This is a genomic window from Pedobacter sp. UBA5917, assembly GCF_002432345.1.
Lineage (GTDB): Bacteria > Bacteroidota > Bacteroidia > Sphingobacteriales > Sphingobacteriaceae > Pedobacter.
This window is the reverse complement of sequence record NZ_DJDT01000200.1, coordinates 1-14136: the sequence shown is the minus strand read 5'-3', so window position 1 is coordinate 14136 and position 14136 is coordinate 1. Positions and strand designations below refer to the sequence as shown.

The 14136-nt window shown below is 39.0% G+C and carries 9 protein-coding genes; 4 read left to right on the top strand and 5 right to left on the bottom strand.

The features are described 5' to 3' along the window. Positions 1-28: 28 nt before the first annotated feature. Positions 29-3568 carry a chromosome segregation protein SMC gene (smc, locus tag B2V92_RS13195; protein WP_293308763.1) on the bottom strand — a complete coding sequence of 1180 codons (3540 nt, stop codon included), beginning with the start codon at positions 3566-3568 and terminating at the stop codon, positions 29-31. Positions 3569-3694: 126 nt separating this feature from the next. Here smc and B2V92_RS13190 point away from each other — a divergent pair, with 126 nt between their 5' ends. After that, positions 3695-3898, top strand: a complete 204-nt coding sequence (locus tag B2V92_RS13190) for a hypothetical protein (protein ID WP_293308761.1) — start codon at positions 3695-3697, stop codon at positions 3896-3898. Positions 3899-4639: 741 nt separating this feature from the next. Further along, positions 4640-5425: an NIPSNAP family protein gene (locus tag B2V92_RS13185; RefSeq protein ID WP_293308759.1), complete on the top strand. Its 786-nt coding sequence runs from the start codon at positions 4640-4642 to the stop codon at positions 5423-5425. 108 nt (positions 5426-5533) lie between these two features. On the opposite strand, the gene B2V92_RS13180 is transcribed toward B2V92_RS13185, so the two are convergent. Further along, a complete protein-coding gene (locus tag B2V92_RS13180) occupies positions 5534-7837 on the bottom strand; it encodes an ATP-dependent helicase (protein WP_293308765.1) in 2304 nt (767 codons plus the stop codon). A 474-nt stretch (positions 7838-8311) separates the two neighbouring features. On the opposite strand from B2V92_RS13180, the gene B2V92_RS13175 reads away from it, so the two are divergent. Then, positions 8312-8635, top strand: coding sequence for a DUF493 family protein (locus B2V92_RS13175; RefSeq protein WP_293308757.1), 324 nt, complete (start codon positions 8312-8314; stop codon positions 8633-8635). A gap of 216 nt (positions 8636-8851) precedes the next feature. Here B2V92_RS13175 and B2V92_RS13170 read toward each other — a convergent pair whose 3' ends face one another. Genes B2V92_RS13170 through B2V92_RS13160 form a run of 3 tightly spaced genes read right to left on the bottom strand, consistent with a single transcriptional unit; the run spans position 8852 to position 11935 of the window. Next, positions 8852-10357 carry a PH domain-containing protein gene (locus tag B2V92_RS13170; RefSeq protein WP_293308755.1) on the bottom strand — a complete coding sequence of 502 codons (1506 nt, stop codon included), beginning with the start codon at positions 10355-10357 and terminating at the stop codon, positions 8852-8854. Continuing rightward, the gene (locus B2V92_RS13165) at positions 10357-10905 is read right to left on the bottom strand and encodes a PH domain-containing protein (protein WP_293308752.1); all 549 of its coding nucleotides are present in this window, start codon (positions 10903-10905) and stop codon (positions 10357-10359) included. Before B2V92_RS13165 ends, B2V92_RS13170 begins: the two co-directional genes overlap by 1 nt. Before the next feature lie 55 nt (positions 10906-10960). Next, positions 10961-11935, bottom strand: a complete 975-nt coding sequence (locus B2V92_RS13160; protein ID WP_293308750.1) for an SGNH/GDSL hydrolase family protein — start codon at positions 11933-11935, stop codon at positions 10961-10963. Between the two features lie 299 nt (positions 11936-12234). On the opposite strand from B2V92_RS13160, the gene B2V92_RS13155 reads away from it, so the two are divergent. Continuing rightward, entirely contained in the window at positions 12235-13605 is a 1371-nt protein-coding gene (locus tag B2V92_RS13155) for a dipeptidase (RefSeq protein WP_293308748.1), read from the top strand. The last annotated feature ends 531 nt before the right edge of the window (positions 13606-14136 follow it).

Sequence of the window (14136 nt, the reverse complement as noted above, 5' to 3'; positions counted from 1 at the left end):
TTTTAAAACCTGCGAGGTCTGGAGTAAATTAAGCTGCTACTTCTCTTAAATCGACTGCTACAACCCTCGAAACGCCCTGTTCTACCATCGTTACACCATAAATAATGTCGGTGCTGGCAATGGTACGTTTATTATGCGATACGATGATAAACTGCGACTGATCGGAGAATTTGCGGATAATATTATTGAATTTATCGATGTTGGTATCATCCAAAGGAGCATCAACCTCATCGAAAATACAGAAAGGAGCAGGTTTTAACAGGTATAACGAAAACAATAGGGCAGTGGCCGTTAAAGTTTTTTCACCACCAGATAACTGGTTGATGGATAGTGGTCTCTTGCCTTTCGGACGGGCTACAATATCGATATCAGCCTCTAAAGGATTAACGGTATCGGATAAAATCAGGTCGCAACTATCTTCCTCGTTAAATAAAGAACGGAAAACCACAATAAAATGTTCGCGGGCCTGGGTAAAGGCCTGCATAAATTTATCTTTTGCGGTATCGTCTATTTCTTTTATCGTTTGGATCAGATCGGTTTTGGCTGCATTAAGGTCTTTTTTCTGGTTCTGGATAAAAACATAACGTTCTTCCATTTCTTTAAAAGCCTCCATGGCCATAGAGTTGATAGCACCAAATTCGTCGAGCTGGCGCTTCATCTTTTCTACCTTCTGGCGGAGTTCAAACTCGCTTTCCAGCGCTTCTATTTCCTGATCAGTTTCTAAAAGATCGTTAATGTCTATATTAAATTCTACGGCTAAACGTTCTTTTAAAGCATTTAAGTCAATTTTTAAGGCATTCTTTTTGTCCTTGATCTCGGTTAAAAGAAAATCGGTTTCTTCTCGGTTTTTACGGATATTAGTCAGGTCGTTTTCAACCTCATTGATGCTTCCCTTGCTTGCAAAATAGGCCTGTTCTGCTTCTGCAAGTCCTTTTTCCATCTCCTCACGTTGTTGATACATTTCTAAAAGCGTATCATCATTCAGGTCGGTATGCTGTAAAGTTGCGGTAATCTGGGTTAAAGCTTCCTGTAATTCTTTATCGTTTTGGGCAATACGTTTGTTTAAAGCTTCTTCCTGTACAAAACGGTAGTCCAGGTCTTTTTCCAGACTGGATAATTTATTCTGTTGCTGGTGAAAACGGATATTATCCTGATTGTATTTACCTGCGCTTTCGTTTACCTGGTCGGCAATTTCCTGATAATTAAGTTGTTGCTCCTGTAAATTAACATGCGCCTCCTGCTGGTCCTTTTGCAATTGAACCAGTGCCGGTAGTTTTTCTGATAAAGCTTTTTCTATCGATACGATTTTCTGCGCAATATCTGTTTTGCGGTTCTCGCTGGTGGTAATAAATTCCTGGTATTGATCGCGGCGCGTTTGTACAGAAATGTGTTCGTTATTTAAACGGTTCATTTCCTGCTGCAGACTATTGATCTGATTGATTTTTGAAGCCTCTTTGAGGTCGAAAATGTTATCTGTTTCAGCTTTTATAGCAGCATTATACTGATTGATCAGCGATTCTGAGGCTTTAATTTCCTTAGCCAGATTTTCTAAATTCTTGGCGCGACCGATCCTTTTACCTTCAAACAAACCTACCGAGCCACCGGCCAAAGTAAATTTGGTCTGCGCATATTTTCCGTTTTTGGCCAATATGGTTAAACTGTCGGTTGGTGTTTCTTTAAAAAGATTTTCCTGTTCGGCTACAGCTATATATACATTTTGCAACAACAAATTACAAAGATGCTGGTATTTTTTATCAACTTCAATTACCGATAAAGCAGAAACCAGACCTTCGTGGGTACCAATAGCCGGATTTTTATCGGGAACATTTTCTAAAATAAAAAAGTTTGCCCTTCCACGGCTGGCATCGGTTAACAGGTTAATGGCCTGAACAGCATCAGTATATTTGTCTACCACATAATGGTTCATTACCGGTTCGAGGTAGTTCTCTATCGCAATGCGGTAATCTTCGTTACAGAATAAAATATCAGAAAGGAGCAGGGCGCTTTTTGCAAAAGCATTGTTTTTCTTTAAAAAACGGATGGATTCAGGAAAACCTTCCAAGCTATCAACCAACGATTTAGTGAGGTTATATTCGTTCTGCTTGGCGTCTTTTTTACGGTTTTCGGCCGTTAATTTTTCTTTGTTCGAACTTAAATTGATCTCTGATGCAGCCAGTTTTTCTTTTAAAACTTCTTCAGCTTCTGTCAGGTTTTTAATGTGTGCCTGTTTTTCGCGTACCTGGATATCAAGTTCGGCCAAAGCATGGTCAAAAGCCTTTAATTCCAATGTTTTGGTTTCGGTATCGTCGACATTGCGGTTGGTTTCCTGTACCAGCGCATCTTTCTGGATATTGAGGATATCGATTTCCTTTTGCGATTGGTAAACTGTGTTCTGCAGTTCGTTAACCGATTTAATCAGGTTATCGATCCTGTTTTTTTCGGTCTGCTGTTGTTCGCGTAGGGTATCAAGCGTAGATTTAAGGAGTTTTAAATCAGATTCTAAACGGTTAAAAACCTCTGTTTCTGTTACAACTTCTTCATTTAAACGTTTGATGTTGTATTTGATGTGGTTAACCTGGTTTTTATCTTTTTCAAGTTCACCGGATAAACGCGTTTCTTTTTCCTGAAGGAAACGCATCTGCTCATTTTTTACTTTCTTCTCGCTTTCGTAGGCACGGATTTTGGAAACCAGTTCATTAGTCGCTTTTTGCTGTACCGAAAGATTTTTCTCCTGGTTAATACTACCGAGTTTAAGCTTTTGCAGTTCAACTTCTCCGGTATCTATTTTAGCACTAAGTTCGGTACGGTTTACCTGCTGGTTTTGTTCCTGAGTTTCTAAAGCAGTTAAATCGGTGCGGAAAAAGGCAATGCGGTGCGTAGCCAGCTGAACGCTCAACTCGCGGTACTGTTCTTTTAATTTATAATAACGTTCTGCTTTACGCGCCTGGCTTTCTAAGGTTTTTAAATTCTTTTCGATCTCGAAAAGTAAATCTTCAACACGTTCTAAATCGGCTTCTGTGTCTTTTAATTTACTGAATGTCTGCTTTTTACGAAGTTTGTATTTTGAAATTCCAGATGCCTCTTCAAATAATCCACGTCGGCTATGTTCTTTGTTGGTGATGATCTCATCAACCATTTTCAGCTCGATGATCGAATAACTATCTGATCCGATACCGGTATCCAAAAACAGGTCGGTAATATCTTTTAACCTGCACTGAACATCGTTTAAGCGGTATTCGCTATCACCATTTCTGTAAAGTTTGCGCGTTACCGTTACCTGCGAATATGCGGTAGGTAGGATGTTTTTGGTATTATCAAAGCTCAGCGAAACCTCGGCCAATTGTGCCTGTTTACGGTTTTTGGTTCCGTTGAAAATGATGTTCTCCATCTTTTCCGAACGCAGTGCTTTGGTACTCTGCTCGCCCAGAACCCATCGCATGGCATCGATTACATTGGATTTTCCACAACCGTTAGGGCCAACAATAGCAGTAACACCCTCATTAAAATTGATGGTCACTTTATCGCCAAAGCTCTTAAAACCTTTAATTTCTAACTTAGTAAGTTGCATGGTTTATAATCGGGAAATCCGACCCCAATATTAAGGATAATTTTGGGGTTTTTCAAGGTAACAATTTTAAATTTTGTGGGTTTACTTGTTGTTTAAGATGAAAAATCAGATCTTATCGGTTAAATTATGGATATCGAATCTTTTTATACGGGCTTCCGTACGGCACAGGGAGATAAAATTTATCTTGGAGATAGGTTAAGGGGTAAATTTTTTTATAAAATGCATGTTCAGTACGAAATTGAAACCCAGTCTTTTGTGCTGGTATCGCTGAATCCTGAATCGCCTTACCGAAATATCTTCTATCGGATCTTGAAAAAATTGAGGGACTGAGCATTGTTGGTAACCAGCTGTTTTTTAAGGAGCCTAAAGTTGGGGATAAAGTGAAGATTACGGTTGATAACAAGGGTGGTTTTTTTCCGTTTGGAAGCCTGGTTGAGATTATCAAGGTTATGGATGAATGGAATGTAGTGGTTAGATCGTCTGAAAGTGACAATACTGTTATGCTCAGAGCGGGCGAATTTATTGAAGACCGGTCTGCTTATTAGGTGGCGGAAGTTTTTAGCTGTTTCTATCATTTGACCGTTAAGAATTTAAGATTTTGTGGTTAGCTTTTAAGGAGTGGAATTGATTATTCATCTATCTTTCATTTTCCATTCTTTTGACCATTAAGAAGTTAAGAGCATTAAGGCGAATGGTATTGATTATTGCGAAATGATTATTAATTAGCAATTGTTCTAGACTTTGACAATCTTAAAGGCGTAATGGCTAAAGATTGTCAAAGTAAGTATGGCATAATAATGTTGTTTGAGAAAAAGATCCTGAACAGGTTCGGGAAGACGGATTCTCTTTAAATTGCTTGGTATTGGTAATCGCAAATTGATTATTATTAGCTATTGATTAAAGAAGCAAAATTCACCACCTTCAATTGTTCGAAATAAGGCCTAAAATGAATTGTAGATCGAATTTTTCTTACGCTATGATGCTGAAATTCAGAAAATTAATCCAATTTTGTAAATGACTTTCGATCAGAATTATCTATCTTCAAAAGCATTTAATCTAAAATAATCAACTATGAAACGCAGAAAATTTCTCCAATCTTCACTTACAGTTGCAGCGGTTGCTGCCGTACCCATCGTCCCCGCAATGGCTGGCGACAAATTGCCGGCACCACAGAAAGAAATATACGAATGGCGCGAATATGAAATGCGCTTTGGTTCAGATCAGGCACAGCTCGAAAATTACTTTAAAACGGCACTTATTCCGGCATTGAATAAATATGGGGTGGCAACAGTTGGTGTTTTTAAAGAATGGAGCCCTTCAGAACCCGCTAAATTTTATTTGCTTACACCTTACCAATCTTTGGATGACTATCTTTCAGTAGCAATAAAAGTAAAAGCAGACGCAGATTATATTAAAAATAGTGCAGCCTATAATAGTATACCCGCTGATAAAGCAGTATATAGTCGCTTTACTTCTTCTTTGATGCTTGCTTTTGATGGTTGGCCTAAAATTGTTGTTCCATCAAAAGAGTCCCGCCTGTTTGAATTAAGAACATATGAAGGATATAGTGAAGATGCGGTAAGAAGGAAAATTAAAATGTTCCATGATGGAGAGTTCGCTATTTTTAAGCGGGCAAAATTGAACCCGGTATTCTGCGGCGAAGTAGTTGCTGGCGATAAATTACCCCGGCTTACTTATATGGTTACATGCAACAATATGGAAGAGCGTAACAAAGGATGGGCTGCTTTTGTAGCTGATCCTGACTGGAAAAAACTGGTGTCGGATGCTCAGTATGCGAATACGATTTCTAAAATCAGCAATACTTTTTTGGTTCCTACAACCTATTCGCAGGTATAAGCGGAATATTAATTAAATGTGCTTTAAAAGGGCTAAGTAAAAAAGGGTGTGTCTGATCTTATCGGACACACTCTTTTATTTTTCTGCTAATCCTTAAATTAAGGAGAATTATTTTACAATCATCAATTTGGCAAATTTAAGCAGTAACTGTTTGTTGCCCAATCCCTGAAAAAATACTGTTGCTTTTACATCAGGTAAGTTTCCTTCAAGACTGATGATTTTTCCAAAGCCGAATTTTTCGTGTTCCACTTCCATGCCACCCTGAAATTCGTGTGGTTGTGATGGGGTAAAACCTGGTGTTGGAATATGGGCTTTTGCCAATAAGGTTGTGGTTTTCGGTCGTGCCGGTGGGGCAGAGGCCGTTGCGCCTGCAGCAGGTTTTGGTTTGCTGAAAAAATCGCGCGGCTGTGAGGTCCATGTTTTGCGCTCATCATCAAAATTACCGTCAAACGAATTCGATTTGGCAGGTTTAACATCCAGTTCTAAAAACCGAGGGTTAATTTCGTTGATGAAACGGCTTGGTTCACAATTGGTTAATGTTCCCCAACGGTAACGCGAAGTAGCATAGGTAATGGTGAGTTTAATCTCCGCACGGGTAATGGCCACATAGAACAAACGGCGTTCCTCTTCGAGGTCAGACCGTGAGTTTACCGACATTTGCGAAGGGAAAAGATTCTCTTCCAAACCAACAATAAACACATTTTTAAACTCCAAACCTTTGGCAGAGTGGATCGTCATTAATGAAACCGTATCCTTGTTTTTGTCTCCGTCTTTATCATCGTTGGTTAAAAGGGCAACATCCTGCATAAAAATATCAAGGCCTTTTTCCTCTATATCTTCACGCTCGGCAAATTCCTTAATACCGTTTAATAACTCCTGGATATTCTCGTAACGTGCGCGCCCTTCAACGCTATCATCCGTATATAGTTCTTTTAAAATGCCGGTATGCTGTGCGATAAACAGGGCCGAATCGTAGGCGTCGAGCTTTTTTGCCTCAGCCTGAAAACTCTGTACCATCATGGCAAAATCGTTCAGCTGATTGGCCAAACGGCCATCAACATACTCATGTGGATTCGAAATTACATCCCACATGGTTTTTCCGTGCTGATCTGCTGCAACGATAATTTTATCGATTGATGTATCGCCAATTCCACGTTTTGGGTAATTGATTACACGTTTAATGGCCTCTTCGTCTTTCGGGTTAAAGGTTAAACGGAAATAGGCAATTAAATCTTTAATCTCTTTACGTTGATAGAATGATGTACCACCGTAAATTTTATAAGGGATGTTCAGCTTGCGCAAACCTTCCTCCATTGCACGGCTCTGTGCATTGGTACGGTAAAGAATGGCAAAATCGTGGTAAGTATAACCTTTTAAACTACGCTCCTGGATGATGGATTCGGCAACCAGTTTACCTTCTTCGTTATCGGTAAAAGCACGCGAAACCTTGATTCTGTCGCCAGGATCATTTTCTGAAAATACATTTTTTTCCAGCTGGTTTTTGTTGTTGGCAATAATACTACTGGCTGCATCAACAATATTTTGGGTAGAACGGTAATTCTGTTCTAATTTATAAACCTTTAAATCAGGATAATCGCGTTCAAAATTTAAAATGTTCTGGATATTTGCACCACGGAAAGCATAAATACTCTGTGCATCATCGCCCACCACACAGATGTTCTGATAAGCGGCAGCCAGTTTTTTTACAATGGTATACTGCGAAAAGTTGGTATCCTGGTACTCATCCACCATCAGGTACCTGAATTTCTGCTGGTATTTATTTAAAACTTCAGGATGCTCTTTTAACAGGATGTTGGTTTTGAACAATAAATCGTCGAAATCCATTGCGCCGGCCCTAAAGCAGCGTTTGGCATACTGTTCGTAAATCTGTCCGATAAGCGGACGTTTATTTTGGATATCTTCTGCCTGGATCTGATCATTTGCCTGGTATTCGCCCCATGAAATCAGGTTGTTTTTTGCTGATGAAATTCTGCCAAAAACAAAGTTTACCGCATAAAGCTTATCATCAAGCTGCATTTCCTTCAAAATGGCACGTAATACACTTTTACTATCGTCGGTATCGTAAATGGTAAAATTGTTCGGATAGCCTATTTTTTCGGCCTCAACACGTAAGATTTTCGCAAAAACGGAGTGGAAAGTACCCATCCAGATGTTTTTGGCTTCTGCACCAACTACTTTACTGATACGCTCGCGCATATCCTTACTCGCTTTGTTGGTAAAGGTTAAAACCAGGATATTGAATGGATCGGTTCCGGTTTGGATAAGGTGGGCAACACGGAAGGTAATTACCCTGGTTTTGCCCGAACCGGCACCCGCAACAATCATTACCGGTCCTTTTGTGTTTTCTACTGCTGCTCTTTGTTGTGGGTTTAATCCTTCTAAATAATCCAAATCGGCTCCTGTTTTTTTGAGGTTCAAAAATAACAATTATTGGGGCTTTTTGCCAAAGGTGTTGGTAATTATTCGTAGTCGTCATTCTGAACTTGTTTCAGAATCTATTTTGATACCATTTTTTGTGCGTAAGCTTATTTTCCGTGTAAATAAGTTATGGTTCGTGGCGATGCGAACCATGGCGGGGGAGACGCTAACCATGGCAATAGAAGATTTTTAGGAAAGCTACACCTGTATTTCATTTTATCGTTACTCCTTTGCTTTGCTCATACGCCTGCAGGCCTTTCGCGCCAGGCCGGTATCCGCTACGCCAAGGTTTATTTAAATTGGAATTGTGCTGCTATTGATGGTTTAAAAATTAGAATAATAGTTAATGGAGACACAAACCATAGGCATTTTTGTCTTAAATAAATGTAACAGGCTGTCAGAATTACACGCTGATGGTTTAGGTATAGAATTTGATATAGTCTGCAAATGGAAGAGAAAAGATTAAATAAGGATATTGAGCTTACTGATATCCCAGATGGGGATAACAAAGATATTTATGTTAACTTAAAAGAGAAATTGGAAAGTGTTGAACATTTTCCAGGTGTTTACAATTTTAAATTTATCATCACAGGCGGCTTAGATAAAATACAGGATTTACGTGCCATTTTACCTAATGATGAGTTTACTGAGCAAGCATCAAAAACAGGGAAATATGTTTCAATTACGGTAAAAAAGCAGGTGCAAAATGCTGATGAAGTGATTGCTGTTTATAAGCAGGCAGGAAACATCAAAGGGATTATGATGCTTTAGGTATAGCTCGCATAAAATAATTTTGAAAATTTAATGGTGTGGTCTGTGTGGGATGGCCTGCAGACCACATACCCGAAGCCAGTTAGGTTTCTACTACTATTTATGAGAAAATCCACGGTTTCAAAATTTGTGTCGAAATATGCCTCTTGGAGGCATAAAACACATCATTCGTATAATTTTACCCTCTATCTTTCCCCTAAAAAACCTTCAACCTTACTACATCCAATCTTCATGTTTGCTCTCTATCTGGTACAACCAGTAATTTACAAGTTTTTTAATTTCTGTGTAGTTGCCATATTTAAAATGGATCTGCCCGGCCGCGGTATGCAGAGAAAGGTGGCCCACATCAACACCTTTGTGCCATGGATATTGGAAAGTGGTAATCGCCTGGATTTTATTCGGGTTGATAATTTCATTCGAAATATCCCAGATGCCACTTTTTTTGATGATAAAGTCCTGGTTTACCGAAATACGGTGCCTTCTGTAACTGATATAAATCATGATTACCCCAATTAAAAAATAGGGGATGGCAATACCGGTAAAAGGCTTTAATTCAGGGATATTGAAAGCAAAAATCAAAAAAATGGCAACGGGTAAAACCAGTTTAAAGAATATAGGCAGGTTTAAAAAACGCCAGTCGGGGATAAAGCTTTTGCCTTTTAAGGGTTTATCGCCCAATATCATTTTAAGCAGCTTATCACGTTCTGCAGGGTTACAGCCCGGGATTTCCAAAGTATTGCCCTGCATTTCGTGTCCCTTTTTGCTTTGTCCAAAATGAGCCTGTTTTAAGCTTATGTTTAACATGTTCAGCTTCTTTTGGAAGTAATTCTGACTGTATTTGGTAATCTGGACTTTATTTGGACTCAATAATGTATTTTTCTTAGCAATTAAACCCGAAGAAAGCAATAAGGCATTCTTATGCTCACTAATTTCGAGTTCGAAATACTTATAAAAGGTTCTAACGAGGTTAATTAACAGTAAAACAACTAAAAGGCATGCAATTAATATAAAAACCGTAACAATGGTAAGCATACCGGTTACCGTACTTTGAATTTCATCTTTGTTAATTTTAAAAGCATCAAGCAATTGCCTGCCTTCATAAATTACCGTGTAAAAAAATGCAGCCAGTAAGGCTAAACTTTGCCCATAATTAGAGGTTAATCCAACTTTAAATAAAGTCCGGTTGCTTATTCTTAAAAATGGAGCTTCCTCAGTTGCATAATTTTCTTGTTCAATCTCCGATTCTGCTTTAACCTCGGTTTTTCTGTTTAATAGGTGTTCTTTAAGGTTATAAGCGGAGGTTTCGTCAATTGCCTTTATGCTTAGCTCTTCACCATGCGCACCTGCTGTATCGATTTTTAAACCATAAACACCGATAATTTTTTGCAGGATATTCTGGTTGATATTAACCTGCTGGATTTTATCGAGTTGGATGATCACCTGATCGCGGTTGAATATCCCCTTATTTACCACAAATTCCTGCTTTTCTTTATCCAGGAAGAATGTAAATTTCAGATACCATAAATAAGCAAATATAAAACTGAATATGATGATGGCAGCTATACCCAATATAAGGTAGGTAAAAGATGTGCTCGACATTTTTACAAAGGCGATTACAAATAGGAAAAATGTAGCCCGGCCAATTTTTAACATGGTGTGGGCACCCATTATGATGATTCCAAAAGCCGATTCGCGCTGTGGTTTACTAAAATCGTTATCCATTATACTTCAGTTTCGGTTGCTGGATTTTCGAGCAGATCCAGTTTTTTAAGCAACAGATCCCTGATGCTTTTTGCTTCATCAATGGCAATCCCCGATATATGGATATGTCCGGTTTGTCCGCCTGCGGTGAATACCTGTAGCGAGCCCAATTTGAATATTCTCGAAAAAATCCCCTCATTCAATTCAATATGCTGTATCCTGTTTAAAGGCACAATAGTGGTCGATTCGGCAATAATCCCGCTTTTATAGATCACATCATGTGTACGTACCGCATAACCACGCTTTTTAAAACTTAAGCGGAAAAGCAAAAAGAAAATGACGGCCAGGATGAAATAAAGCGGAACGATCCAAACAGCATTTGGTCTTATTTCGTTAACAAAAAATAAAATTGAGCCGGTACCGATGCCAAGTACCACGAAAAAGATAATCAGGTTGATGCAGATGATTTTCCAATAGCTGGGATGTGGTTGTTTCAACGGGATTTCTTCGTATTGTGGAAGATGATCGAGATCAATGGTTTCGTTGGTGAAAAAAGTATCGGATGACATAATCGAAGATATTAAACGTATTAATCAAATATCTGACTAATATTTAATGCTTTTGTTACCTCGATACAATAAACTTTTTGGTCGTGTTGTACTGACCGGAGTCGGAAGAAACTTTAAAAAAATAAATGCCGGGTACAAAGGCAGAGGTGTTGATCTCGAGGGTATGTTTTCCCGTATTCAGGTATTCGTTTACCACGGTTTTAACCAACCGGCCCATTAAATCGTAAATCTGGATGTTGATTTTATCCGTTTCGGGCAAAACCACATCAATAAACGTTTGCATGGCAGCTGGGTTGGGATAATTTTGGGTAACGGTAAACTTCAGGAATTTATCAAAGATAGCTTTGTTGATCGCATCAAAAATTACATAGCTCACTAATCTGTAGCCACGCGCATTCGGATGGTATGGATCTTGATATAAGCTAAAATCGCGTCTCATCGCTGCATTTACGTCGGCCAGGTATATTTTGTATTCTGCAGCCAGTTTTCTGTATTCTGCATTAATGTTTCTGATATTGGTATTTACTGGGATTAAATTTTTATTGGTTCTGTCATCAACAAATTGGAGTGTACATAAAATCGGAACCAATTTCTGCTTTAAACTTGCAGTGATAAATACACGCATATTAGCAACTGTTTCAGCTACGCTGCCTTTGCCGGTTGTAATGGCTATGGCATCGTTAACGCCCATATCAATTACGATAAAGCCGGTTCTACCAACAATCGCGTTATCAATACGCAATAGACCCTGAAAAGTAGTTTGCCCGCTGATACCATGATTGGTTATGTCGACTATTTTATTGGTATAACAGTTTAAAAAGTTGTTTTGGAGCAAAGGTTGGAAACTTAAACCCTTAACTCCCTCTACTGTGCTGGCCCCAAAAGTTACGATATTTATGCTGTCTTTGGCGTAGTATTGCGCTGCATCAGGACAGCTTACACGTGTAGGATTTTGAGCCTGTGCAAAAGAAGAGTTGCGGGCAAAAAGAAGCAGCAGCAGAGATAAAAATACTTTTGCGCTAAACTTCATTGTTAAAATTCTTTCTTACAGGATTTAAGGATATCTGTTAATGGCGCAATTTACAAAAAAGTAAACATAATTAACGATGCAATTTCTTTTTTACAAACAGTAAACCATTTTTTTGTAGATGTTGGAAGACGTGTTTTAAAATTTTGAAGTTTTGTATGTTATTAAACGGTTAAAAAAATAATTTGCAGCGCAAACGAGCTGATACTAAATAAGATTTTACATTTATGCAAGCATAATTAAAGCTTCCTTACTGTGTCGTTTATTTGGTAAAGCCTATATTTGTCCAAATTCATTTTGTTATGCAAGAGATTAAAAATTATGTAGAAACGCACAAACAACGTTTTTTAGATGAGTTGTTCGAATTATTGCGTTTTCCATCGGTTAGTGCTGATCCTAAATTTAAAGGCGATGTATTAAAAACAGCAGATTATGTTGCCCAGAAATTAAAAGATGCAGGTGCTGATAATGTCGAAATCTGCCAAACGGCCGGTTATCCGATTGTTTACGGTGAAAAAATTATTGATGCTTCGTTACCTACAGTACTCATATATGGCCATTACGATGTTCAGCCTGCTGATCCATTGGAGCTTTGGCATACACCGCCTTTCGAACCTACGGTACGTGATGGCAAAATTTATGCCCGCGGTGCCTGCGATGATAAAGGACAGTTTTACATGCATGTAAAAGCTTTTGAATTAATGATGGAGACCAATACCCTGGCCTGTAACGTTAAATTCATGATCGAAGGCGAAGAGGAGGTAGGTTCTGCAAACCTTGGAATCTTCGTGAAAGATAATGCAGAACGCTTAAAAGCAGATGTAGTACTAATTTCTGATACTTCGATGATCAGCATGGAACATCCATCCATCGAAACCGGTTTGCGCGGTTTAGCTTATATGGAAGTAGAAGTGGTAGGCCCTAACCGCGATCTTCACTCAGGTGTTTATGGTGGTGCCGTAGCAAATCCGGCTACTATTTTATGCAAAATGATTGCTTCATTACACGATGAAAATAACCACATCACGATTCCTGCCTTTTATGATAAAGTGGTAGAATTAACCGATGAGGAGAAAAAAGCATTAAATTCTGCACCTTACGATGAAGAAGAATATAAAAAAGACCTTGATATTGAACAAGTTTGGGGCGAAAAAGGTTATTCTACTTTAGAGCGTACCGGTACACGACCTACTTTGGAGGTTAACGGCATCTGGAGCGGTTACATTGGCGAAGGCGCAAAAACCGTATTGCCAAGTAAAGCCAATGCCAAAATTTCGATGCGTTTGGTTCCCCACCAGAGCTCAGAAGAAATTGCGGAGATTTTTACCAAACATTTCGAAAGCATTGCCCCTAAAAATGTTAAGGTTAAAGTTACCCCTCACCATGGCGGCGAACCGGTGGTAACGCCAACCGATAGCATAGCTTACCAGGCTGCTGAAAAAGCAATTGAAGATAGTTTCGGCAAAACGGCAATCCCTACACGTGGTGGTGGCAGTATTCCGATTGTGGCTTTGTTCGAAGATGTATTGGGTATTAAAACCGTGCTTTTTGGTTTCGGTTTGGATAGCGATGCATTGCACTCGCCAAACGAGAAATACGATATTTACAATTACTATAAAGGCATTGAAACTTTGCCTTTATTCCACAAATATTTCGCTGAATTGAGCAAATAGTATAACAAGACGTCATTATAAATTTACCGTCATTTCGAGCGGAGCGTAGTTGAGAAATCTGTCTCTAGATAGATCTCTCCATTTCACTGCGTTTCAGTCGAGATGACGGTTTTTTTTGGGGGAAATGAAAGGTCTGTATTTCATAGGTGCTTTTGTCCCGCTATCGCTAGTAGTCCTCGTTTCGCTGCGCTTCACTGTGGGCTACTTAGCTCTATCGGGTTTATTAACAAAGGTCTGTTCCCATGCCTGAGCTAAAAAAAACTGGATATCACAACAGGCCCTGCCACCTAAACCCCCGCCTGTACGGGCAGGCGACCGAAGTGTAAAACCCACAGCACGAGGCACGAGGGCGAGGATTTGAAACAAAGGGCGGGAGTGATGAAACGGAAAAGCACTGAAGCTGCTTTCCAAGAAAAATGCAAACAATAATTTTTTGTTTACCATGACAATTAATTATCTAATAAATGCTTTTAATGTTTGGCAATAAATCTCTCCACTTCGCGATGCTACGGTCGTATTCTAGGTTCATCA

Coding starts and splice junctions, on each gene's coding strand:
- smc (WP_293308763.1), bottom strand. CDS start 3,568: ATGCAACTTACTAAGTTAGAAATTAAAGGTTTTAAGAGCTTTGGCGAT.
- B2V92_RS13190 (WP_293308761.1), top strand. CDS start 3,695: ATGGATATCGAATCTTTTTATACGGGCTTCCGTACGGCACAGGGAGAT.
- B2V92_RS13185 (WP_293308759.1), top strand. CDS start 4,640: ATGAAACGCAGAAAATTTCTCCAATCTTCACTTACAGTTGCAGCGGTT.
- B2V92_RS13175 (WP_293308757.1), top strand. CDS start 8,312: ATGGAAGAGAAAAGATTAAATAAGGATATTGAGCTTACTGATATCCCA.
- B2V92_RS13170 (WP_293308755.1), bottom strand. CDS start 10,357: ATGGATAACGATTTTAGTAAACCACAGCGCGAATCGGCTTTTGGAATC.
- B2V92_RS13165 (WP_293308752.1), bottom strand. CDS start 10,905: ATGTCATCCGATACTTTTTTCACCAACGAAACCATTGATCTCGATCAT.
- B2V92_RS13160 (WP_293308750.1), bottom strand. CDS start 11,935: ATGAAGTTTAGCGCAAAAGTATTTTTATCTCTGCTGCTGCTTCTTTTT.
- B2V92_RS13155 (WP_293308748.1), top strand. CDS start 12,235: ATGCAAGAGATTAAAAATTATGTAGAAACGCACAAACAACGTTTTTTA.